This is a genomic window from Dyadobacter sp. HNCC25DJ186, assembly GCF_056895235.1.
On record NZ_JBXHAS010000013.1, the window covers coordinates 146,112 to 168,951 of the forward strand.

A 22,840-nucleotide genomic window follows, 5' to 3' on the forward strand; every position below is an offset into this window, starting at 1 on the left:
TTGAGCATTATAGAATTTATTAGTCTGTCCATGTCTCAGAGAAATTCTGGTGAATGCAGAATTTTTTCTGAGGCAAAGAGCAGAAAGATACCGTTTTGTTATTGTCAAGGTTTAAAAATTTCATTTCTAAGTTTCTTCACAAAGCTCACATCAACACCAACCATTCCCGCAATTTTTTCATCATCAAAAGTTGTTTCGGAAAGAAGTGATTTCGTGACATCCAGGCTCTTTAAATATATTCCTTGTTGCAAACCCTCTTCCAGCCCTTCTGCTTTTCCCTTATGTTTTCCTTGCATTATTCCTTCCTCAATTCCTTCTTTTTTCGCTCTGTCTAAAACAAATTCCCTGATTCCCATAGTATTTTTGTTTTCAGTTAATTCTTCAATCACCTGCTCAAATTTAACTTTATAATCCTTGTTTTCAAAACGAACATAAAGTTGTAAAAATAACAATAGCCCGTCAATTTTTTTCTTTGGAATATTGCGCCTGTACAAGTTTCTGAGAAGTCTGAATTTCAGATTAAATAATTGCTCGTCGTTCAATCTTTTACTTTTCAAACCGAGAAGAACTGTTAGTATTGCGATCGAAAAAGGGTTGTCGTCATCTTCAAGCTGTTTTTCGTCCTGGTCTAGCACTTTGCAGGTATTGAATTTGAAAGAATTCACTGTCCCCATAAAGCTGGTTTCATAACTATTGATATGATAGGATTTATTCGAGTCAGTAAATATTGCTATCGCAGTAATCGGGGCGCGATAACGATCCAGAATACGATAATAATAAGTGAACATCCGGAGCGCAAAATCTTTGTCTTTCTGTCCCTGAACCTCGATGTGGGCTAAAATCCATTTGGTTTCGCCCTTCTTCGTCAGGACCTTTACCAGTTTGTCAACATGTTTCGGCGCTTTACTCTCCTCAGCTGGAAATAGAACGGAAAGTTCTTTATCCAGATAAGTGAATCCTTTCTTTATATCAAAAACCTCATCGGCATTGGGAAAGAAAAATCTTAGAAAGTCGTCGAAGATATTTTCGAGCAATCCTTTCCATAAAGCGTCGTCAGTACGTCTGATTAGTAATTTTGTCATAGTAAAAAAGAGAAGCCAGCTTTTCACAGCTGGCTTCTCTAAGACGTAACAATTTGGTTTAGGTTTCAATATTTAACCAATAACTTTTGTCAGATTAGTATAACAGGTCTGAATTGTATCAAAGGATGGCGCCAGGTCATATTCGACAAAGAAGTATTTCATTCCTGAAATTTTCGCAGCATCAAATATTCGTTTAAACTCAACCACTCCATTACCAACTTCTGTGATCGTCTGAAGGTCTTTCTTGATGTCTTTCACGTGCCATAACGGGAAACGGCCCGGATGTTCCTTGAACAATGCAACTGGATCTTTTCCGGCTTTGGTGGCCCAGGCAAGATCCAGCTCCATTTTTACGAGGTCTTTATCTGTCTGTGAAAGAACCATTTCATATGCTGTTTTCCCTCCCTCAACAGGATCAAATTCCGTTGCATGGTTGTGATATGCAAATTCGATTCCGGCTTTTTTAGAGGCTTCTCCTGTCTTTTGGAATACTTCGATTGAATTTTTAACCTCATCCATTGTTCCGACCGGCGTACTGGCACAAACCAGAAAACTCAGCTGAGCTTCTGCCGCATCATCCACCAGCTGCTGATAATTGTCGCGAAGATTCATCATCACTGGGATTGTGATTGGTTTTCCATCTGAGCCAACTGGCATTTTCCGCCCGGGTGGCATTTTAAAAGGTGCTCCAAGTGCATGATGTGCACGCCACTTTAAGCCCAGGTCTTCAGCCAGTTTTTTAAATTCTTTTGGGTTATAACCATAATATCCTCCACGCGAGCTGAATGCAGTTTCTATTTCCTTATATCCGATGGAAGCAATTTTTTCAAGTGTACCTTTCGGATCATTATTCATTTTCTCGAAAACAGTGAACAATTGAATACCAACGGGTTTTTCCGCTGTAAATAAGTCAGCTATTCCTGATGCTTCTGATAGATATGGTAAGGCTAGACTTCCTGCCGCCAATGCGCCCGCTTTTCTAAGAAAACCCCTTCTGTTATTGTGCATAAAAAGGAAAATTAGTAGGTTAAATAATTTAGACTATTGCTGAAATTTAATCTTGGAGAATGACATCAAAGGCTGAATGGCCTTGGCGTCATTGTTTTTAAACACAAAATAAATATCATGTTTTCCAGTAGTATCTTTCAGTTTGATCTTGACCGGCGGACGTGCAAATGGATTGCGACGCTTGGCTGGTTCTCCTGGTTTCGCATTTTTCTTTTCACTTTCCATTTCAGCCATTACTTTCGCAATATCTACCTCCGGCGCTATTTCAACCTTTTCTGTTCCTACCACAGGCCCTGTTGGTGAGTCCAGTCTTACCTCGACAGTTCCTCCAACGCTCCCCTCTCTTTTTTGCGCCGAGGCATCAAGTTCAAGTTGATCAATACCCGAAAGATCGATGTCCTGTAATGCCAGATAGCTGTCATTGAATGTTACCATGCTAAAACCTAAACCTGCCACACCCAGGGCCTTTAATTCCGTGCCTTTGGAAATAGAAGCCTCTGCGGCAAATACTTCCGGATTTCTCAAGACTATCATTTCCTCAGAGGTTTGTGCCGGAATTGTTTTTGCACCGCTCACGGCCCGATCGGTAAATGCAGCGCGAATGATTACAGAACCTTTTCCATTATCACCTTTTGGAATTTCTGGTTTATAATCACCTTTGATAGGTAGCGTGCTGAGCGTTTTGTCAGTACTGTTCAAAATATATTTGACAATGACTTCTGCATCAGCAACCGGTAGGGCAGGATGTGCCGCCATGGCAACTTCTCCCCAGACACCCGATCCGCCTTCCAGAACTTTTTTGACAAGTTTGTCGAGCGCGCCGGACTGGCCTTTGTATTTATTCGAAATATCAGCGAAAGATGGGCCAACCGATTTTGTATTTGGCTGATGACAAACTTTACAGTCACTTTTGCTCATTAGAACCTGGGCAACTGCAAACTGCGTGGATGCATCTACACTGCGCTGACTTTGAATAACTTCCGCATAATCAAAACCTTCGGAAGTATAATCAATACTAACCGCGACCTGTTCCGGTTTAATTTTTCCGTCCGACAAACTTCCATCTTCTTTGTCGCTCACATTTACTGCATAGGCAATAGGTTTATCAGCAAAGAAAAAAGTTTTATTTCCGGCAAGATCCACTGAAACTTGTGGCGGCTCGTTACCTGCCACGATTTTTAATGATTGCGTATTGCTTGCTCCTTTTGCATCTGTTACCGTCAAACTGGCTGTGTAGACCCCCGATTTCGCAAAGGAAACTGTTGGACTGGCTGTGGCAAAAGTTCTTGGTGCAACACCAGCTCCGGTTATTTTCCAGCTATATTTTAAAGCGTCACCATCAAAATCTTTTGTTCCTTCGGAAGATAATTTCGCTGAAAATGGAACCGTTCCGCCTTTTTTATCCGTCGAAACCTGTACAATCGGCTTGCGGTTTCCTCCATTATATTCAATTCTTACCAAGCGGGAATTATCACTTTTTCTGAACCAGTTACTGCCATATTCCAGAATGTACAAATCGCCGTCCGGGCCAAATTTAATGTCTATCGGCTGTACCGGATGGTAACCCGGAAGCACGCGTTCCATAGAATCATAATCTCCATTTTCCTTCATCGATATCGCCATGATCCAGCCGCGCGAAAAGTCGGCGGCGATCCATTTATTTTCATAATATGCAGGCCATGGACGTTTCGGATTTACAAAATCAGATTTGTGATAAACCGGTCCGCCGGTTGCGCTTCTTGAACCAGAGCCGACCAACGGGAATTTCTCAGAAACACCATAAGGGTAATAAATGAAATTTGGTGCTGTTGAAGGCAGTTCTTTTAATCCGGTATTGTTCGGTGAAGAATTGATCAGATTATTCGGATCTTTTTTCTCCAACGGTTTATTCGCTGCATAATCATAAACCGGAAAAGCCTGGTTGTCTGCAACGAACCACGGCCAGCCGAAATTGCCCGGTTTTCGCGCCTGATTTAACTCGTCATAACCTCTCGGTCCAATATCCGAATCTTCATTTGCATCAGGACCAACCTCACCCCAATATACATAACCTGTTTTGCTGTCAACAGCAATTCTCCAGGCATTTCTGTGGCCCATAGAATAAATTTCAGGGCGCGTTTTTGCCGTTCCTTTTGGGAAAAGATTTCCTTCGGGAATTGTATACGTGCCGTCTGGCTCAGGATGGATTTTTAGAATTTTCCCTCTCAGATCATTCGTATTTCCTGCATGTCCCTGATCGTCCCAACTGCTTCTTCCCTCACGCTCATCCGTCTGAGCAGCTTTCTGATTTCCGGTATTGTTGCCGACGGTCAGATAAAGATTTCCAGACTTGTCCCAGGTCATACCGCCGCCCGTATGACAGCAAACTTCTCGTTGGGTTTCAACTTCTAAAACTGTCTTTTTTGAACTCTCAACCAACTGGTCTTCTCTAATTTCCCAGCGTGTAAGAATGTGTTTTTTCTCTGTCGGGTGTGCGTAATAGAGATAGATCCAGTGATTTTTTTCATAATTCGGATCCATTGTAAATCCCATCAATCCTTCCTCCGCTTCTTTTACTACGCCATCCGCACCCGTATACTTCGTATTGACGGGAATCATAGCAATCAGATCTGTTGATTTGGTGGCTGGATTATACTTTTTCAGCGCTCCTTTTCTTTCAATAATGTAAGCAGATCCATCTTTTAATACTTCAAAAACCATGGGTTCATCCAGGTTCTCAGCAACTACAACTGGTGTAAACCTGCTTTCATCAGGCTTTGGGGGACTGTCCTGGACAGTGAAAGAGGCCAGGAATGCGAGCCCGGCGACTTGTAAACTTAATTTTGTAAAGCGAAGAATTCGGGGGTACATCGAGGATTGATTGATCATATAGTAAGGTTAAAAATAACACTCATGAAATATACTAATATTTTAAGAAAATTTAGTTAAATGTGAAGAGCTGTCAGATGCTCGATGCGGCAATTTTCTTTCCATGTATTAGTATTAAATTTAAAATATATTGATAATCAGTAACTTATCGGGGTGGAAATCTGCACGGTATTATCGTGCCTTTTTCAACAGAAGAGAAATGTATCCTTGATTTTGTATTAAAATGAATCAGATCCTGCGCACTTCGTCTTGCACAATAATGGAAATAACTTTATCTTAAAAAACATCGTGACCAATTCTTGATTATATTTGCAGCCTCTGAATACATGTACAAGCGAAATTATTTTTATACAAATTGAAAAGTATTAAGAAACAATGGATAGCAATGAGTTTGCTAACGCTGATGCTTGTGAAAGCATGGGTGCTTCCGTTGTTATATCTGGACTTTGAAATTCGCCGGGACTATATTGTCGCCAATTTGTGCGTGAATCGCGATAAACCGATGATGCATTGCAACGGTAAATGTTACCTTGCCAAACGTATCGCCGATGCCAAAGAAAAAGATGCCAGACAGGCTGAAAACGATTATTTGTCACATCTTATTTATCAGGTCATGGACAGCAGGGATTTGTTGTTTTCAGCAGCTCCGGTTACGTTTGAAATTATTACTTCCATTCACTACCAATACAATTCTCCATTTTTAGCGCGCAATCCGATTGCTGATATTTTTCATCCGCCGCTGGTTTAACTGATTTATTTTAAAGGTATTTACAAAATTGAGTTTGCTCAAAAGGCAGATTTTCATTGCTTTTTGGTTCATGCCGAACTGAGAGCTCAATGATTGTATTTATCACGCTTAGAGTTTTCAGATTAAACCTTATATTATGAAAGTTGAATTTTCATTCATCTATATATTCCTGTTTACAACCTTTCTCTTTTCTTCTTGCAGCTCTGATGAGGCTGTGCCTGATACAAATCCCGAAGGAAAAGGGGACATCGTTTTTTATTTTGATAACACGGTTGGTAATGAGCTTCTTGCGCTCAGCAATACTAACTATAAAAATTCAAGTGGAGAGAGTTTTCGGGTAACGGCTCTGAGCTACTATGTCTCTAATTTTAAACTGCAAAGGAAAGATGGCGGCGAATACGTTATTCCACAGGATTCCAGCTATTTTTTGATTAACGCCTCGGACAAAAACTCGTATGAGGTCAGATTAGAGAATATTCCGGTCGGTGATTATTCCGGTGTTTCATTTTTATTAGGGGTGGATAGTGCCAGGACGGTTTCTGCTTCTGAGAAACGCAAAGGTGTTTTAGATATTTCTGCTGGTCAGCCGGGTGCTGCCATGTATACAAGTGCTAATGACGGATATACATTTTTAAAATTTGAAGGCACTTCCGCGTCAGCATCCAGTGGGAAATTCGAGTACCAAATTAAAGGATTTGGAGGCGCAGCAACAAAAACCGCAAATAATATTAAAACAATAAATATTCCATTTACGGGTACTGTGGCGAGCATAACAACTTCAAAATCGCCGGAAGCACATCTTCTGATTAATATTCTGAAAATATTTGACGGAAATACAAAGGTAAGTATTGCAGGTCTGCCGCAAGCTACAACGCCGGCTTTGACTGTGCCTCTGGCAAATAATTTAACGACGATGTTCACATTGGATCATATCCATCCGACATCCAGTGCTCATTGATTATAACTGTCAAAATCTGTGAAATTATTTAGTAATATAATACTCCGAAAGGTTTTTGTAATGCCTGTTTTGGTATTATTGGCAGGAGCGGCGTGGCTGACTCTAATGGTTGGTGCATGTAAATCGGAGGATAATGTCGAGCCGGAAAATGCTGCTCCGACGCCATTGGTATGGAAAAAGCCTGCCAATTTTCCAGATCCCGTTTATGACCTATCAAAAAATCCATTAACCGTTGAAGGGGTTGAACTTGGAAAATTCTTGTTTTATGATGGAATGCTTTCCCGGACCAATGTCATCGGCTGTGGAACTTGTCACCAACAGCAATCGGCGTTTACACATCACGGTCACGAATTGAGCCATGGTGTTGATGATCAGCTCGGCAAGCGAAATACGCCTTCGATTCAGAACATGGCCTGGAACCCGCTTTTCTTTTGGGATGGCGGTGTACGCGATATGGATTTTGTGCCTTTTAATCCGATTGAAAATCCAATAGAAATGGGAGAAACAGTTAATCATGTTTTAGAGAAACTGAGGTTAACACCGAATAAATCAGCCAAAATTCCGGTCGATTATCCAAAGATGTTCAAAGCCGCTTTTGGCACGCCTGAAATTACGACTGAACGCATGATGAAAGCCCTTTCCCAGTTTATGACTACAATGGTTTCGGCAGAATCGCGGTATGACAAATTTGCGATGGGCGACGTAACGGCACTTTCTGTGGAGGAGAAGGAAGGATTAATACTTTTTCGGAAAAATTGCAGCTCCTGCCACGAAGGCGAATTGTTCACCAATTACAGTTTTCGAAACAATGGCCTGGTGCCTTTGAAAAACGAAGATCTTGGACGGTTTGATGTTACCCGCAAAGAATCAGACCGAAATACCTTCAAGGTTCCGAGTCTGCGAAATGTGAGTTTTACTGCGCCTTATATGCACGACGGCCGCTACAAAACGCTGGGTGAAGTACTTGAACATTATACCGACAAGGTAGCGAATTTGGCAACGCTGGACTCTGCATTTATTCAGAAAAGTGGAAAAACAGGCCTAAACCTGACAGATATCGAAAAGGAAAGTATCATTGCGTTTTTGAGAACACTTAGCGACGATAATTTTATAAAAAATAATGCTTTTTCCGATCCGGGAATTGGTAACGCCTTTTAACATATTAACAATGAAAACATTTCGATTTTTTCTTTTAACACTTTTATTGCCAGCCGCTTCACAAGCCTGTGATATCTGCGGTTGTGCAAACAGTGGATCGTATTTCGGTCTTATGCCACAGTCGAATAAGTCGGTGATCGGGATTCGGTATAATTACCTCAGTTTCACAACGCACCCGTCGAGCCAGGTTTTGCGTACGGAAGAAAAATTTAATGTCACGGAGCTTTATGCGAGGTTTTTCCCGATTAAGCGGGTGCAGGTCATGGCTTTTCTGCCATATCGTATGGATCAGCAGGTGACAACTTCCGGTACCAAAAAACAAAAAGGACTGGGGGATATGACAATTCTGGCAAATTACAATATTCTGAACACGCTGATGGATACCGAAAGCAGCTCAAAATTTAGTCATACTTTGCTTGTTGGTGGTGGAATAAAGCTGCCAACCGGACGGTTCAAATATGATGAAAATGATGTTTTGCAGGTTGCGAATGCGAATTTTCAGCCTGGTACAGGAAGTACAGATTTCATCGTTAACGCATTTTATACTGTAAATCTTGATCAATGGGGTTTAGGTATAAATGTTTCCAGAAAGTTTAATACCACCAATTCTCAGGACTACAAGTTTGGGAACCAGCTTTTTGGTACAATGGATCTTTACCGTTCTTTCAAAGTTGGAAAAGTTACGCTGACGCCAACCGTCGGATTGTATGCTGAGCAGTCGGGAAGAGGCAGAAAAAATGATCTTCTTTTGGACGAAACAGGAGGGAAACAATTGAACGGAACCGTTGGTGTGCATTTGTTTTCAAACCGCTGGACGCTAGGTGTTAATGGACAAAAGCCAATTAGCCAACGAAGTAATTCCGGACATGTGGTTGCCAAGGAAAGAGTGTTAGTACAGTTAGGATTTCTTTTCTAGTACTAGCATAAAGAAATGTCGCAGTTCGTTCTGTTTTATATAATGAATCGTTCAGTTCAGCCGTTTTGAGAGTAACCGGCTGATTAAGTTAAATGAAATTTAAATATTGATTTAGTCAAAAAAATATGAAAAAACTTATTTATTTATCCTCGATTCTTTTCATCGGCGCATGTGTGATGGTTGCCTGTAATGACTCAGACCCAGGACTTGGTCCACCCCTAATTATTCCCGATGGCCGTATGGTTCTTAAGTTTGACAATATTGCCGGAAACGAAGATCTCGTTTTAGATAACAAAACCTATTCAAACAGCTTTGGAGAAGATTTGACGATATCAAAGTTTAATTATTTCGTTTCAAATTTTAAACTCATAGAAGAAGGTGGAGGAAGTTACATAATACCACAGGATTCAAGCTATTTTAGAATTGTCGAATCAGATCCTAAAACGCAAACGGTTATCTTAAATGGAATTCCCCAGGGGAATTATACCGGAATCGAATATATCGTCGGTGTTGACAGTTTACGGAGTGTTTCGGGTATCGAAAAAAGGGGAGGAGCGCTGGATCCATCCGGCGATATGGCGGGAGATGGCATGTACTGGGCATGGACTTCCGGTTATATTTTTGTGAAATTGGAAGGAAGTTCTTCAAAATCCAGCTCTCCCAATGGTAAGTTTTACTATCACATAGGCTTCTATGGCGGGTTTGATAGCAAGGATAAGACAGTCAATAACATCAAAAACGTGAAGATAAATTTTACCGGAGATAAAGCGATTGTTACAGGTCAAAGTGTTCCCGAGGTACGTCTAACCGCTGACGTGCTGAAAGTATTTAATGGTCCTAATCCGGTCAGCGTGGAAAAAAATCCAAGTATCATGTTTGATTTTACACTTTCATCCGGCGTGGCGAATAATTATAAATCCATGTTTGGGTTTGGGGAAATAAAGCAGAATAGTCTCGCTAAATAGGAATGTATGAATTGTGGATTTTGTGATGTTTTGAAAAGGATAAGCTTTCTTCCGGGTATGCTGCTCTTGCTTTTGCAAGTTAGCATCTCCTGTTCGTCCGGTTCCGGAGGAAATACAGAAGAGCCTGGTCCCGATCCCGAACCCACAGGTCCAACTGCGCTTCAATGGATAAAGCCAGCACATTTTCCTGATCCGGTCTACGATCTGACTAAAAATCCTTTGACGGTTGAAGGTGTTTTGTTAGGGAAATTTCTGTTTTATGACGGAATTCTTTCGCGGACAAATGTCATTGGCTGCGGCACTTGTCACCAGCAGTCATCTGCATTTACACACCATGGACATGAATTAAGCCACGGAGTAGATGATCAGCTCGGGATACGCAACGCGCCATCGGTTCAGAATATGGCCTGGAATACTTCGTTTTTCTGGGATGGAAATGTCCACGTTCTTGATTCGGTACCGTTGAATCCAATACAGAATAAAGTTGAAATGGATGAAACGATGGATAATATCCTGGCCAAGCTCAGAGCGACGCCGAATACGAGCTCCAAGGTACAGGTCGATTATCCAAAAATGTTCAAAGCTGCTTATGGAACAAATGAAATTACCTCTGAACGGGTTAGAAAAGCATTGTCACAGTTTATGATGACAATGGTTTCTGCCGACTCAAAATATGATTACTTCGTTCTGGGAGATGCAGCTGCTTTAACAATGGAAGAAAAAACGGGAATGAATATTTTTAAACAAAAGTGTTCATCGTGCCATTCCGGAGAGCTATTTACTGATTTCAGTTATCGCAACAACGGATTACAGCCGATCAAAATTGATGACCAGGGCAGATACGCCATTACTAAAAATGAATCTGACCGCTATAAATTCAAGGTGCCAAGTTTGAGAAATATTGCGCTGACTGCGCCGTATATGCATGACGGAAGATTTGCCACACTGGAACAGGTGCTTAATCATTATAGCGACAACGTGCAGTCTTCCGCGACACTCGATGATATTTTCAAATCTCCAACCGGGAAAACAGGTATCAGTCTGACCGCCGCTGAGAAGCAAAATGTCATTCTTTTTTTAAGGACTTTGAGCGACGACCAGTTCGTACGCAGTGCAGAATTAGCTGACCCTGGCGTCGGAAATGCTTTTTAAATTATACTAATGCGTTCGTTTTTAGCATATATCTTACTGTTTTCAGTCATGCTCCCCACGATTAGTCCGTGGGGGACAATCGCGTATTTTCATTTGAACCGGGATTATATCGCAAAGGTGCTTTGTGAAAACCGCCAGCGCCCGGAATTGAAATGTAACGGTCAATGTTACCTGGCAAAAAAACTGAAACAACAGGAAGATAATAAGGACAAGGAAACCACAAATCGTGTTCAGAACCTTCCGGTTTTGCAACTCTTTACACAAGCTGTTGTCTCATTTAAATTCAGTGCCGACAATTCCTATTTTTTAGATAATCCTTTGTTTTTCTATCAATTAGCAGTTTATATTTCTCCTGATTCCCGTTTATTAAGACCACCACAAGTTTAAATAATTGATCCCGAATTTTGTGTTTTATTACATCTTTTCCTGTCAGATATCCTCTGCTGGATGCGATGTGGTCGGACATTGTTTTGTCCGTATTCACCATAATTTCTCAATTATTTCAAACAGCATATTAATAATTAACTTACTATGAAACGAATTTTCATTTGCGCCTTTGCAGCTTTCCTTTTTTCTTCTTGCGATGATAATAATGATACAACAGATGTACAACCTGTTGAAAATGCAAAAACGACCATCACTTTCGACGCGCGTGTGGGCAATGCAGATTTCGCTTTAAACAAGGATTTTACGATCGGGAGCAGAACATATAATTTTTCAAAGTTGCGTTACTGGGTTAGCAACGTGACACTGGTTGATGCCAAAGGCACTGAATATCTGATCCCGGATTCCTACTATTTGATGGAGGAAGTTGGGGATCTGAATCTTTCAGGTACAATTTCCGACAGCCTGACTTACCCTGCGCGCAAAAGAGAGTCGATTGATGTAGAGGATATTCCGGCGGGAGAATATAAGAGCATCAAATTCTCGATTGGAATAGATGCCAAACACAATGATAATCTGAGTTTGCAGGCAGGCGAATTGTCCATTGCCAATGGGATGAGTAACATTGCCTGGATGTGGCATACGAGCTATATCTTTTCGTCGGTTGCGGGATCTGTAAAAGAAGGGACAACAAGCGCAAATTTTCTTGCTGAAACGGGATTAAATGCAAACTATAAGACGGTTTCAATAGATTTTTCTGCCCTTGTTAATTTTTCCACGGCGAAAGGCGTTGTCTTGAATCTGGATGTGACAAAGGTTATCGACGGAATTGATCTGATCAAAACGCCGAAAGTAAATGCTGCGCAAGCTGCGGTGATGTCCGCCCTGGCTACGAATTATGGAACGAAAGCATTGACTTTTGGCAGTCTTTCTAACTAGCACGATTGGAATTTTTGAAAAAAAATCTCTTATATTTTATCGGATTAGGTCTTTTTTTAGCTGCTTGCGGTAAAGAAGAGTCTGTTGATCCGGAGCCGCTTAACTATCAGTTCGTGGTTCCGGACAACTTTCCACAGCCCGTCTGGAACACAGAAAATCCTATGACCAGAAATGGTATCGAGTTGGGTAGAATGCTTTTCTACGACGTGCGGTTATCAGGAAACAATAGAATTTCCTGTGCGAGTTGTCATGATCAGAAGCTGGCTTTCAGTGATGGAAAGGCTTTGAGCAATACCGGCGTTTCAGGTACCGTACTTCATCGCCACGCGCCTGCACTGATCAACCTTGCCTGGGCAAATAATGGTCTTTTTTGGGATGGAGGCTCGACAAACCTGGAATCGCAGGCATTTGGACCATTGACAGCGGCAGATGAGATGCATCAGGATTTGTTCGAACTTGTTGACGAACTTAATAACGTGCCTGAATATGTTAAACGGTTTGAGCTTGTTTTTGAGGACAAAATCAGTTCTCAAAATATAGTGAAAGCGCTGGCTCAATTTCAAAGGACACTCGTATCTTCAAATTCCAGGTACGACAAGTTTAAAAGAAATGAGCCGGGAGGAAATTTGTCAGCGATGGAATTGCACGGAATGGAGCTGGTACGCCAAAAATGCCAAAGCTGTCATGCAGGAGCATTATTTACAGATAATAATTTTCATAACAACGGAATCGATGCTGATTTCAGTGATGATCAATACGAGGGACTTTTTCAGGGGAGGTTCAGGGTCAGTTATAATCCTGCTGATCTGGGAAGTTTTAAAACCCCCACACTTCGTAACGTCGCGCTTACGGCGCCCTATATGCATGACGGACGATTTGCAAATCTGGCAGATGTGATTGATCATTATTCCAATAAGATACTGGTTTCACCAACACTGGACAAGCAGATCCCAAACAATGGATTTCAGTTTAGTGACGTTGAAAAAAAGGCAATCCTGGCATTTTTAAAAACACTCACGGATGAGGAATTTATAACGAACAGCGAATTTGGTGAGCCTTGATGACTGCATTAGTTTGCCATTACATAGACATAAAATCAATTATTCAATTACATAAATTATGAAAAAGTACCTATTAATAGCTTTGACGATCACCTTTTTATATGGTTGCAACAGCGCGAACGAAAAGAAAAATGAACATGAAGAGCATGCACATCACGATTCTGACATTCCCGTAAGCGACCAAACCCAGGAAATGCTTGCCATTCACGATAGTATTATGCCGAAAATGGATCAGCTGATGGATTTCAAAAAGCAGATCAGTCTGGACATAAAAAAAACAGACAGTCTGATGGCGATTAAATCCAGCACCAATTTAAAGGCACGAAAAGAAGAAGCCCAAAAACTGCATGCCGAACTTGACAGTGCGGATAAGGCGATGATGGGATGGATGCACGGGCTCAAATTGGACACATTGAAATCGCTGGATAAAACGCAGGCCGAAGCTTACGTGGCGGATCAGAAAACGAAGATTGAAAATGTAAAAGTTCTTATGACAAAAAGTTTGAAGGACGCCAGCGACTTTATTGACAATAACTAAAAAGTGATATGAAAGCAAATTTGATTTGGCTGATTATCATCACAATGGTGATAGCAACAAGTTGTGAGACTAAAAAGTTACCGTATCTGGGTGAGCCCGACGTAGTAAAAAAGGTGGTTGACGGAAAAGAGATGGAGGAAACAATTTACCCGGTAATCCCTGACTTTTCTTTCACAAATCAGGAGGGGCAAACGGTTACCCAATCGGATTTTAAAAATAAGGTATATGTGGCTGACTTCTTTTTTGTTACCTGTCCGACCATTTGTCCGATCATGAAGAAGAATATGCTGACGGTTTATAAAGAATTTAAGGATAATCCGGACGTTAAAATTCTTTCTCACACGATTGATCCTGAGCATGATACACCTGATGTTTTGAAAAAATATGCTTCGGATCTGGGTGTTACGGGATCTATGTGGCAATTTGTAACCGGCGACAGGGAGAAAATTTATGATATCGGCCAGAAACATTACATGGTCAGTGCGATGGAAGATTCCAGTCAGGCAGGCGGTTATATTCATAGCGGGGCCTTCGTTTTAATTGACAAAGACAGGCATATCCGAGGGATGTATGACGGGACTACCGAAGAGGGTACAAAAAATTTGAAGGAGGATTTAAAAGTACTTTTGAAAGAATAATAAAAAGTAGCTGACCAAAAATCAGCTACTTTTTTTGTTTCTAACGGATACATTAAAATAATCCAAAAATCAGAAATTTTACTTTTTTCAGATTTGCCCTGCGATTTGAACATTTTCAAGAACTATAATAAACCCGGTATTGTTGGCTAATGATGACGCGTAAAGAAAACCGTAACATAAAAATAACAGTAAGGAAATATTGATGGCCAGTTTCGCTGGATATTACTTTTTTAAGCTGTTGAAAACCATTTGTTCACACCGATTATTTCTATAAAGATGTACGATATTTGTACGATAGGGCATATAACGCTGGATAAAGTAGTAACGACCAAGTCTGTTAAACACATGCCGGGCGGTACTTCGTTTTATTTTTCAAAGGCGATTCAACAGTTCGATATCAATTATGTTTTGGTGACCGCGCTGGCGCAAAGTGAGATGAACGTTGTTGAAGGGTTGCGCAGTGACGGTATCAGTGTCCATACTTTGCCGAGCGAGCATTCGGTATATTTTGAAAACATTTACAGTGAAAACCAGGATTACCGCGAACAGAATGTTTTGCAGAAAGCCGCTCCTTTTGGTGTTTCAGTAATGCCTGCGGTGGATGCAAAAATCTATCATTTAGGCCCTCTTTTGTCTGATGATATTTCTGTCAATCTGATCCGTTTTCTTTCTTTGAAAGGATTGGTTTCCCTTGATGTTCAGGGACTTTTACGTTCTGTTGTTGATAAAAAAGTAATTTATCACGACTGGGCGGATAAGAAGGAAGCGCTACCCTACGTCTCAATTTTAAAGGCAAATGAGCATGAGATGGAGGTGGTAACGGGCTGGTCGGATGTGCAGCAGGGTGCGCGTTACCTGGCAGATCTTGGCGTTCAGGAGGTAATTATTACTTTGGGAAGAAGGGGTTCACTAATTTTCAAAGATGGAATTTTTCATGAAATCCCTGCCTACAAGCCGTCCGCAGTTATTGATGCTACGGGCTGTGGAGATACTTATATGGCTGGTTATCTTACCAGAAAAGTGCAGGGAGGTGATATTCAGGAATCCGGTGAATATGGGGCTGCGATGGCGACACTGAAAATTGGATCGTCCGGACCATTCTCCGGCGACGCAGCAACGGTTGAGGAAATTCTTAAAAATGGCGTTGCAGAAAAATGTAATGTGTTACAAGTTGGCTTGTAATGTTCAACTTCATAAAAAACAAGAAAACCGGCTTTAGCCGGTTTTCTTGTTTTAGGATTAATCATCTAATGCAATGTCATCTGTTTCTCTGCTGAAAAGATGTTCAACCATCTTCTTGTCATGGCCGTAAATATCCTTTCTGAAATTTAAGGCGCCGTTTTGGTCCACCCAGACAGTGAAATAGCCTATGAAAACCGGAATCTCAGCCTTACCTCTCAGGCGGACATATTTTTCCTTACCAAGATTCATTGCAGCCGTAATTTTTTCGTCTGTCCAGGTACTGTCTTTTCTTAACAAAAATTCAGCCAGTTTTTTTGGTTCCGACAGGCGAATGCAGCCATGACTAAATGCTCTGCTTGATTCTCCGAAAAGATTTTTGGATGGCGTGTCGTGCAGATAAATGTTATAACTATTAGGGAACAAAAATTTTACCAGCCCTAATGAGTTTCTTGGACCAGGTTTTTGACGAACAGCATTTCCATTCCATTCCATGTTATGCCTGGCCAGATAATTCGGATTCTTTTTGATTCCCGGTAAAATTTCATTTTTTAAAATACTCGGAGGGACGTTCCAGTAAGGACTAAATACGACCTGGTTTAGCGTTCCTGAAAAAATCACTGTACTATGCGCTTCGGAGCCCACAACGACATTCATATTAAATGCCAATTTGCCATCCTGATACACATGGAGCTTAAACTCAGGAATATTGACCAGCAAATAATCGGTCGAAGGCGTGGCAGGAACCCAACGAATACGCTCCATATTGATCAAAATCTGTTGAATTCTTTTTTGCACGGGAACATTCAGTTCTCTGAAAAAGGAAGCTCCGATTTGTCCATCCTGTTTTAGTCCAAAACGCGACTGGAAACTTTTGACCGCCCGTGTCAGCGTTGTGTCGATCAGGTCTGTACTGTCAGCTTCCGGTAAATCGCCCAAGGCAAAAAGCCTGCTTTTTATTTCCGGAATAATGTCATACCGATTTCCTTCCTTGTATTTTTTCTTACCCGCCGGCAATGAATCCCAGGCGAGTTCTTTGCGGATTTTATAGTAATTCAACAGATTTTCTTTCAGCAAATTATACTGCTTATTGACCGGTTCGTAATCCGAAAGATTTTGTGCTTTATTTTTCAAAAGCGAGTCCAGAAATGCTTCTGTATTAATTTTTTTTCTCGGAATAAACCAATTGAGCTCCTGCGTATTAATACGATGATCGCCTGTATAAGCCTTGCTCGCATAACGGAAAAATTGTTCCGTCAGAAGAAGCTCAGTATTCAATACCTCAGCGTCGCCCGGATTTATTTTTTTTAATAATTTGAGCGAATCAATCTTTGAAACCAATGCAGGATTGTATAATGAACTATCTCCGGAATAATGGATGTAGTCATTTTGCATACCGATAAATGTTAGGACAAAGTCGGCAAGACCATCCGGAAAAAACCACGCAAACTGGTAATTTCTGTGATTGTAGAAGCTCAGGATCTGATTGCTGATGCTGTCATTTTCCGACTTTTTCAGGAATTGATTCAATGCAACGCTGTCGACGAATAATTCGGTGTAAGAATTTTTTATCGTGATGGTAGTATCACGAACGGCAATTTCCGGCAGTTTTTTCTCTTTCTTCGCGCAAGAAGTCAGAAAAGCGCACAATAACAGTAAGATCCAGATATAATTTTTAGTGTGTGTTTGGGTGTATTTCGAAACCATATTTAATTTGAAGTGAAGAGATTGTTGGGAAGAAATTAGGTGATATTACCTCAAACTACTAAATTTTTTCGATAAAGTCAGATTATCCGTTGAAGTTTAACCAGGGCAAAAAAAGTTTTCTGCTCTCTGGTAACCATAATATCCAGCGCTTTTCCATCACCTTTTTTCATCAGTTGATAAACCTCATTTATATTCATTTCCTTGACGGAAGTACCATCTATAAACATAATTTGATCACCCTTTTTCAGTCCGGCTTTTTCACCGGGAGAGTTTTCTTTGACATGATCTATGAAGTAGGCATCCAGTTTTTCGCCCGCAGCCAATATATCCAGCCCACTCATATTATACTCAAAACCTTCTTTTATGCGACTTTTAATCGGTTTGAAAAGGACATATTTTTCAGGATAATTGAAGGTAATTTTAAAACGACGAAGCATATCGCAGCCAATACTTCCCTGCCGGTTGTTCCGGTCCTCTAATTTTATTCCATAAGCTAAACTGTCAGGAAATGAGGTTAGGACATTTGCGAGCTCGTTTGATCCCAATTTGATCGCGTCAATCCGACCTAAACTTCCACGTACCGCACCGTTCAGACCAAGGCCTTCACGAGGTTCAATGACTGACTCCGGCAGAGAAATTTTGTTTTGAGCGGTATGGTCGATTAATAGTGCATTCCCTGCTCCGGTATCCAACATCAGGCGCAGATCCCGAAAATCTTTGCCTGCGATTTTAGCATCCGTTGAGATGTAGGGTTTTGCATTTTCAATAAGGATCGGCAGTTTATCACCATTTTTTGTATTGTATTTATATTTGGTGGGCAGCGTCAGAAGCAGTTCTTTTCTGGCAAAATCGAGCGTAACAACAAAACTGTTGAAGATTTCATATCCAATGATCCCATGAATCGGCACGCCGGCATAACCGGAAAGGCTCGTAATCGGCTCGTCGAGGACAAGCATATTGTGCTGGTTCACTTGCATGTGATGCATGGATAGGGAGTTTCCGATCGCTGTCTGTCCGCCTATCATATTTCCATCTCCCAAGCCCTCAATCATCATCTTTCGTCTCAGGTCGAGCTTGCTTTTGTCCAGTGCAGTCGGATCGGTAACAATCGTATTCGCAACTCCGGAATCAAGAATGAAATTTAAGGTGTCCGAGCCATTAATCTGTATAGGAATAATAATCAGATTCGACCGGAATTTGAAAGGAATTCGGTCATGTTTACGATTTCCAGTCAAAAAAAAGCCACTTGCGGTCTCTTTGGATGGCTTCTTTTCGGCATTTACATGAGCCGGAAAATGTATATAAAATATGGTTAATACGAATATTAGCCATTTTATCTTTTTCATTTTTCTCTGAGGACTAAATTTTATTACCCTTAAATCATTAATTTTAATATTATTATTTTGTTAAATAAATGACTAAAACCATGAAATTTACATTGTAAATGTAACATGATATGTTTAGAAAATGCGAAAAAATAGGGATGACCGGCATATTTAACTTGCTGAATTGTAGATTGGAGCGACCGATATGAATCGCTAATTAATCTTTACGTCATTCAAATAAGAAAAAGTGCAGTTCAGATAATATTGAACGGTAATACTTAGGTCGATTTCTAATTTTATATTCATACTTAATTTGTTCAAGATCAGGAGTCTGAGAAATAAATCTATTTCAAGCATTCTTTTAATGACCTAATCGTGCTTTATATGCACTTCGTTCAACGTTTACTTTCGCAGTCAAAACTTCCGCTGACACTGAAACAGTTCTGGTGGTATGCCCTTGCGTATTGGAGTATCTTCGCCTTCATCACCTTCGGTCAACTCAGTATGTTGTGGATTTTGAGGGAGGGTTTGATCATGCAATATCACGAAACTTTCATCTGGCTGCTCGACGGATTGTTCTGGTGGTCGACGACACCGCTGATTCTGTACGCTTCGTTAAAAATTCCCATCGCTTTTAAACAGCGCAAGACAGTATTGATCAGACAGGTTTTTCTCCATTTTCTCATCGTCACGTTTTTAAATATTTTTCTAAATACTTTCCATTATCTGGTTACCAATCCGATTATGTTCTGGGCTGTCGGCAAATCTGTTCCGGCAGAGAAATATTTATTTTCGCTTTTTATGGCCTTTACCGCGAGTTTTAGTCAATACATGTTGCTTGTCATAGGTTTTAATAAGGTATCATATATTTACCGTTACCAGGCATTGAAGCAGGAGCATTTTAAAACAGAGCTTACCAATGAGCAGTTGCGTGGGCAGCTGGCAACAGCGCAATTACAGTCGCTAAAAATGCAGTTAAACCCGCATTTTTTGTTTAATACGCTGCATGCGGTCGTGAGTCTGATGATAAAAAATGATATCAGAAAAGCTACACAGATGATCACTACCCTGAGCGACCTTTTACGCGCTGTGCTGATAAACCAGCAAGCGGATTTCATTCCATTGCAGGAAGAAATAAAATTAACGCAGCATTACCTGGCCATTCAACAGATCCGCTTTCAGGATCGTCTGAAAGTGGAATATGACATCGATCCGGCTACCGGATTGTGTTCCGTTCCACAATTAATTTTGCAGCCGATCGTGGAAAATTCATTCATGCATGGAATTTCGGAACTGACAACAAATGCTGTGATCCGGATTACCAGCAGGATCGAAGGTACATTTCTTATTCTGGAAGTGATTGACAACGGGGTAGGAAACAAGCAACGAAAAGTCACGTCAGGAACCGGTCTTGGGTTAAAAAATACAATGCTCAGATTGCAGCAGGCTTATGGCGAAAAAGCAAGTCTCGATTTTATTCACCCGCCGGATGGCGGAACGATTGTAACCTTGTCATTTCAAAGTCAAATTAAAAATAAAAATCAGGAAAAACATGACGTATTGCTGCCTTATCATCGATGACGAAATACTGGCAAGAGACGTGATTCGCACATTTTTATCTGCGGATTCCACCATTCGCGTTGTGGATGAGGCTGCGAATGGAACACAGGCGGTGATCAAAATTTTGCAGCACAAGCCAGATATTATTTTTCTTGATATTCAAATGCCGGAGCTCGACGGTTTCGAAGTTTTAAAAGAGATATGGCCTCATCATCAGCCATTTGTAGTTTTTACCACCGCGTACGACCAGTATGCCTTGCGTGCCTTTGAAGTCAACGCAATTGATTATTTGCTAAAACCTTTTGATGAAATACGGTTTCATCAATCGTTGGGGCGATTGAAAGAGCGGCTGAGCCAGCAGTCGCAGCCCAGGATTGATGAGCTGGTTACCAGGTTGTTGAACGAGCAAAAGGAGAATAAAGAAGGGGATTTTTTGCAACGAATTTTGGTGAAAGAGGCTGGACGTATGTATCTGATCAAAGTTGAGGACATCACGCATTTTGGCGCCGACGGAAACTATATTTCCCTGCACACATTGACGAAAACCTATACGATCTATGAAAGTCTGACCAGCCTCGAAAACCGCCTTGATCCTTCGCTGATGATCCGGGTGAGCCGGTCGAATATCGTCAATATAAATTTCATTTCCGAGATGGAAACTTATTTTAACGGCGAATATATTGTTCACCTGGCGGGTGGAAATAAGGTAAAATGGACGAGAGGTTACCGCGATACGATCAAGGCCTTTTTAGCAAAGATGGGTTAGGAAGTATCACTTGGTTTACTTAGTAAAGCTTGGTTGCCCAATACCGTTAAGTCACAAAAGTTGTATCATGGATACGAAGCGGCAAAATTTGTGAAGTGAATTTTTCAGGAGAGTTTTTTTTTGATTAATACAGTCAGATAGCCATGTTAAGTAATTCTTTATTATTTCAATCATCCAGATTCGCGCTTTTAAGTATATGTCTTGCCGGCTTTTGGGCATGTCAGAGTCCGGAGCAAACATGTTATTCAACACAAGACCCATGCAGGAAGCTAACGACTAAAAATCTGAAATGGGAATATGATGAGTTAAGTCAGAAACTGATATTTTCTGATCAGGTTTCTAAAGAATTTTCCAGCAGAGAGGCCGATATGGTTAAGTCAAAAAGTTTCACAGGATGTGTCAGTGGCACGATCTAGCATAATACTTTAAAACGCCTGGAAAATCACTTTGTCCTTACTTGACAAGCTCACTTTTTGAACAGCCCCGGTTCCCTGAAATGTATAAGATATTCCGATAATACTGACTTCATTTTTGGGCATAGGAAATTCTACGGCCATTTTTTCATCCACAAAATATTGAATATTTGATCCGTTGCTTTTGCAGGAAACCTTGACCCATTTCGAAAAATCCACCCCAAAAGCCGACAAATCATCTTTTTTTCCGGAAACAAAATGATTGACGCTTAAAAGATTTAATTCAGATATGCAGCCTTTTATGGAAAGTGGAATAACAATTGGGATACTATCGGTAAAAAGTGTGATCCTGGTTAACTGGCACACGGCAGCACCGTCCCGAAACTCATTTTTAATTTCACTGCTGAATGAGAAATTTTTTAATGAAACAGGTTCGAAGTTGCCGACATTCGCGTAAGTCACAACGGGCGGTTTCGGCTGCATTGGAATGTTTTTCTGGCTGATAACCGGAATTGGCAACCTTAATATACCATCGGTAACAAATTCCGAATCTTTGAGATAAACCGGAATATCTTTCCCATCAATCGTGCCCAGCCAGCCGTTGGTCGGAACTAAAAGCTTATGCTCTCTGATAACCTGATCTCCAACAAGAAGTTTGGCAATAAACAAACCCGGTTCATAATAAATAGAGGTGTGTTTGTGCAGGTTTTTTTCAACCAAAGTCCGTTTATTATTATCCCAAGACTGCTGGATAAAAACCGAATCGCCAGGTGCGTGTGTTGCATCGTAGGTGAACACTACTGAATTGGGAATTCCCCTGGTAATAGGCTGGCTGCTGAACGAAAAATCTTCGGCATTTAACTGCGCTTCGCCTTTGTCAAATGCAAAAATGCTGACTAATCCAACGATCAAAAGGAGCGCAAAAATCCAGGCAATATTCTTGCGCGAAGTAGTCTTACGCGTTGGTTCACTGCTATCCGCCGGATCCGGAGCCTCTTCCATATCTGGTTTTTTCGTTTTTATAAAATTGCGCCAATCCGCATAACCCGCAAATTTTGCCAGTGTATTCAATGTCGTTACGCTCGGCAGATGGTTATATTCAGCCCGTCCCCAGATTCTTCGCAGCGTGCTAACACTTAATGAAACGCCGGTGTCATCCAGAATAAGCTGGCTCAGATTTTCAAAATCGATACTTTGCCAGCTCTCGGAAGCACCCCAATCAAGCTTTTGCTCAATTTCTGTCTTACATCTTACAAGCTCGTTAACCTCGGATGTCATTGGTTTTCAGTATGATATAACTTGAAATAACTTGACCAGAATTTGATAAGGAAGATAATGGCCATCCGCTTAGGTTTGTCGTAGGTAAGCTGTAACCTATAACCAAACCTGTTTTTTAACAAAGATCTGAAAGTATGAATAAAGGTACACATTTGTCAACTCGGAAAATTTTATTCACAACTTATCAATCCATATAC

Annotated in this window: 20 protein-coding genes; 14 read left to right on the forward strand and 6 right to left on the reverse strand. The window is 40.9% G+C overall.

What is annotated here, in order from left to right; genetic code table 11:
- Positions 1-104: 104 nt before the first annotated feature.
- From AC1XUO_RS26515 to AC1XUO_RS26525, 3 genes are all read right to left on the reverse strand, one after another.
- Positions 105-1,082 carry an Rpn family recombination-promoting nuclease/putative transposase gene (locus tag AC1XUO_RS26515; RefSeq protein ID WP_483332863.1) on the reverse strand — a complete coding sequence of 326 codons (978 nt, stop codon included), beginning with the start codon at positions 1,080-1,082 and terminating at the stop codon, positions 105-107.
- Between the two features lie 72 nt (positions 1,083-1,154).
- Positions 1,155-2,090, reverse strand: a complete 936-nt coding sequence (locus AC1XUO_RS26520; RefSeq protein WP_483332864.1) for a sugar phosphate isomerase/epimerase family protein — start codon at positions 2,088-2,090, stop codon at positions 1,155-1,157.
- Positions 2,091-2,123: 33 nt separating this feature from the next.
- Positions 2,124-4,958: a PQQ-dependent sugar dehydrogenase gene (locus AC1XUO_RS26525; protein WP_483332865.1), complete on the reverse strand. Its 2,835-nt coding sequence runs from the start codon at positions 4,956-4,958 to the stop codon at positions 2,124-2,126.
- Between the two features lie 355 nt (positions 4,959-5,313).
- Here AC1XUO_RS26525 and AC1XUO_RS26530 point away from each other — a divergent pair, with 355 nt between their 5' ends.
- The 12 genes from AC1XUO_RS26530 (at position 5,314) to AC1XUO_RS26585 (ending at position 15,597) form a co-directional block, all read left to right on the forward strand.
- Entirely contained in the window at positions 5,314-5,706 is a 393-nt protein-coding gene (locus tag AC1XUO_RS26530; RefSeq protein WP_483332866.1) for a hypothetical protein, read from the forward strand.
- A 136-nt stretch (positions 5,707-5,842) separates the two neighbouring features.
- A complete protein-coding gene (locus AC1XUO_RS26535) occupies positions 5,843-6,664 on the forward strand; it encodes an MbnP family protein (RefSeq protein ID WP_483332867.1) in 822 nt (273 codons plus the stop codon).
- Positions 6,665-6,724: 60 nt separating this feature from the next.
- Positions 6,725-7,822 (forward strand): cytochrome-c peroxidase, encoded by a 1,098-nt coding sequence (locus AC1XUO_RS26540; protein WP_483332868.1) that lies wholly within the window; start codon positions 6,725-6,727, stop codon positions 7,820-7,822.
- 10 nt (positions 7,823-7,832) lie between these two features.
- Complete coding sequence (locus AC1XUO_RS26545; RefSeq protein ID WP_483332869.1) at positions 7,833-8,738, forward strand: transporter family protein; 906 nt, start codon at positions 7,833-7,835, stop codon at positions 8,736-8,738.
- A 125-nt stretch (positions 8,739-8,863) separates the two neighbouring features.
- Positions 8,864-9,703, forward strand: a complete 840-nt coding sequence (locus tag AC1XUO_RS26550; RefSeq protein ID WP_483332870.1) for an MbnP family protein — start codon at positions 8,864-8,866, stop codon at positions 9,701-9,703.
- Between the two features lie 6 nt (positions 9,704-9,709).
- Positions 9,710-10,855 (forward strand): cytochrome-c peroxidase, encoded by a 1,146-nt coding sequence (locus AC1XUO_RS26555; protein ID WP_483332871.1) that lies wholly within the window; start codon positions 9,710-9,712, stop codon positions 10,853-10,855.
- A gap of 48 nt (positions 10,856-10,903) precedes the next feature.
- Positions 10,904-11,242 (forward strand): hypothetical protein, encoded by a 339-nt coding sequence (locus AC1XUO_RS26560; protein WP_483332872.1) that lies wholly within the window; start codon positions 10,904-10,906, stop codon positions 11,240-11,242.
- A 144-nt stretch (positions 11,243-11,386) separates the two neighbouring features.
- On the forward strand, positions 11,387-12,178 hold the full coding sequence (locus tag AC1XUO_RS26565) for an MbnP family protein (protein WP_483332873.1): 792 nt from the start codon (positions 11,387-11,389) through the stop codon (positions 12,176-12,178).
- A 14-nt stretch (positions 12,179-12,192) separates the two neighbouring features.
- Positions 12,193-13,239 (forward strand): cytochrome-c peroxidase, encoded by a 1,047-nt coding sequence (locus AC1XUO_RS26570; protein ID WP_483332874.1) that lies wholly within the window; start codon positions 12,193-12,195, stop codon positions 13,237-13,239.
- 58 nt (positions 13,240-13,297) lie between these two features.
- Positions 13,298-13,777: a hypothetical protein gene (locus AC1XUO_RS26575; RefSeq protein WP_483332875.1), complete on the forward strand. Its 480-nt coding sequence runs from the start codon at positions 13,298-13,300 to the stop codon at positions 13,775-13,777.
- A gap of 8 nt (positions 13,778-13,785) precedes the next feature.
- A complete protein-coding gene (locus AC1XUO_RS26580; protein ID WP_483332876.1) occupies positions 13,786-14,415 on the forward strand; it encodes an SCO family protein in 630 nt (209 codons plus the stop codon).
- Positions 14,416-14,691: 276 nt separating this feature from the next.
- Positions 14,692-15,597 (forward strand): PfkB family carbohydrate kinase, encoded by a 906-nt coding sequence (locus tag AC1XUO_RS26585; RefSeq protein ID WP_483332877.1) that lies wholly within the window; start codon positions 14,692-14,694, stop codon positions 15,595-15,597.
- Between the two features lie 57 nt (positions 15,598-15,654).
- Here AC1XUO_RS26585 and AC1XUO_RS26590 read toward each other — a convergent pair whose 3' ends face one another.
- Positions 15,655-17,301, reverse strand: coding sequence for a L,D-transpeptidase family protein (locus AC1XUO_RS26590; RefSeq protein ID WP_483332878.1), 1,647 nt, complete (start codon positions 17,299-17,301; stop codon positions 15,655-15,657).
- A gap of 77 nt (positions 17,302-17,378) precedes the next feature.
- A complete protein-coding gene (locus AC1XUO_RS26595) occupies positions 17,379-18,647 on the reverse strand; it encodes a pepsin/retropepsin-like aspartic protease family protein (protein WP_483332879.1) in 1,269 nt (422 codons plus the stop codon).
- Positions 18,648-19,010: 363 nt separating this feature from the next.
- Here AC1XUO_RS26595 and AC1XUO_RS26600 point away from each other — a divergent pair, with 363 nt between their 5' ends.
- Entirely contained in the window at positions 19,011-20,207 is a 1,197-nt protein-coding gene (locus tag AC1XUO_RS26600; protein WP_483332880.1) for a sensor histidine kinase, read from the forward strand.
- Positions 20,179-20,952 carry a LytR/AlgR family response regulator transcription factor gene (locus tag AC1XUO_RS26605; protein ID WP_483332881.1) on the forward strand — a complete coding sequence of 258 codons (774 nt, stop codon included), beginning with the start codon at positions 20,179-20,181 and terminating at the stop codon, positions 20,950-20,952. Before AC1XUO_RS26600 ends, AC1XUO_RS26605 begins: the two co-directional genes overlap by 29 nt.
- A 425-nt stretch (positions 20,953-21,377) precedes the next feature.
- Here AC1XUO_RS26605 and AC1XUO_RS26610 read toward each other — a convergent pair whose 3' ends face one another.
- Positions 21,378-22,643, reverse strand: a complete 1,266-nt coding sequence (locus AC1XUO_RS26610; protein ID WP_483332882.1) for a hypothetical protein — start codon at positions 22,641-22,643, stop codon at positions 21,378-21,380.
- Between the last annotated feature and the right edge of the window lie 197 nt (positions 22,644-22,840).

Bases quoted from the DNA above. Each gene is read 5' to 3' on its own strand.
- AC1XUO_RS26600 (WP_483332880.1), top strand. From the start codon at position 19,011: ATGCACTTCGTTCAACGTTTACTTTCGCAGTCAAAACTTCCGCTGACA.
- AC1XUO_RS26565 (WP_483332873.1), top strand. From the start codon at position 11,387: ATGAAACGAATTTTCATTTGCGCCTTTGCAGCTTTCCTTTTTTCTTCT.
- AC1XUO_RS26550 (WP_483332870.1), top strand. From the start codon at position 8,864: ATGAAAAAACTTATTTATTTATCCTCGATTCTTTTCATCGGCGCATGT.
- AC1XUO_RS26535 (WP_483332867.1), top strand. From the start codon at position 5,843: ATGAAAGTTGAATTTTCATTCATCTATATATTCCTGTTTACAACCTTT.
- AC1XUO_RS26560 (WP_483332872.1), top strand. From the start codon at position 10,904: ATGCTCCCCACGATTAGTCCGTGGGGGACAATCGCGTATTTTCATTTG.
- AC1XUO_RS26605 (WP_483332881.1), top strand. From the start codon at position 20,179: ATGACGTATTGCTGCCTTATCATCGATGACGAAATACTGGCAAGAGAC.
- AC1XUO_RS26515 (WP_483332863.1), bottom strand. From the start codon at position 1,082: ATGACAAAATTACTAATCAGACGTACTGACGACGCTTTATGGAAAGGA.
- AC1XUO_RS26610 (WP_483332882.1), bottom strand. From the start codon at position 22,643: ATGACATCCGAGGTTAACGAGCTTGTAAGATGTAAGACAGAAATTGAG.
- AC1XUO_RS26540 (WP_483332868.1), top strand. From the start codon at position 6,725: ATGCCTGTTTTGGTATTATTGGCAGGAGCGGCGTGGCTGACTCTAATG.
- AC1XUO_RS26520 (WP_483332864.1), bottom strand. From the start codon at position 2,090: ATGCACAATAACAGAAGGGGTTTTCTTAGAAAAGCGGGCGCATTGGCG.
- AC1XUO_RS26595 (WP_483332879.1), bottom strand. From the start codon at position 18,647: ATGAAAAAGATAAAATGGCTAATATTCGTATTAACCATATTTTATATA.
- AC1XUO_RS26545 (WP_483332869.1), top strand. From the start codon at position 7,833: ATGAAAACATTTCGATTTTTTCTTTTAACACTTTTATTGCCAGCCGCT.
- AC1XUO_RS26580 (WP_483332876.1), top strand. From the start codon at position 13,786: ATGAAAGCAAATTTGATTTGGCTGATTATCATCACAATGGTGATAGCA.
- AC1XUO_RS26555 (WP_483332871.1), top strand. From the start codon at position 9,710: ATGAATTGTGGATTTTGTGATGTTTTGAAAAGGATAAGCTTTCTTCCG.
- AC1XUO_RS26575 (WP_483332875.1), top strand. From the start codon at position 13,298: ATGAAAAAGTACCTATTAATAGCTTTGACGATCACCTTTTTATATGGT.
- AC1XUO_RS26525 (WP_483332865.1), bottom strand. From the start codon at position 4,958: ATGATCAATCAATCCTCGATGTACCCCCGAATTCTTCGCTTTACAAAA.
- AC1XUO_RS26585 (WP_483332877.1), top strand. From the start codon at position 14,692: ATGTACGATATTTGTACGATAGGGCATATAACGCTGGATAAAGTAGTA.
- AC1XUO_RS26590 (WP_483332878.1), bottom strand. From the start codon at position 17,301: ATGGTTTCGAAATACACCCAAACACACACTAAAAATTATATCTGGATC.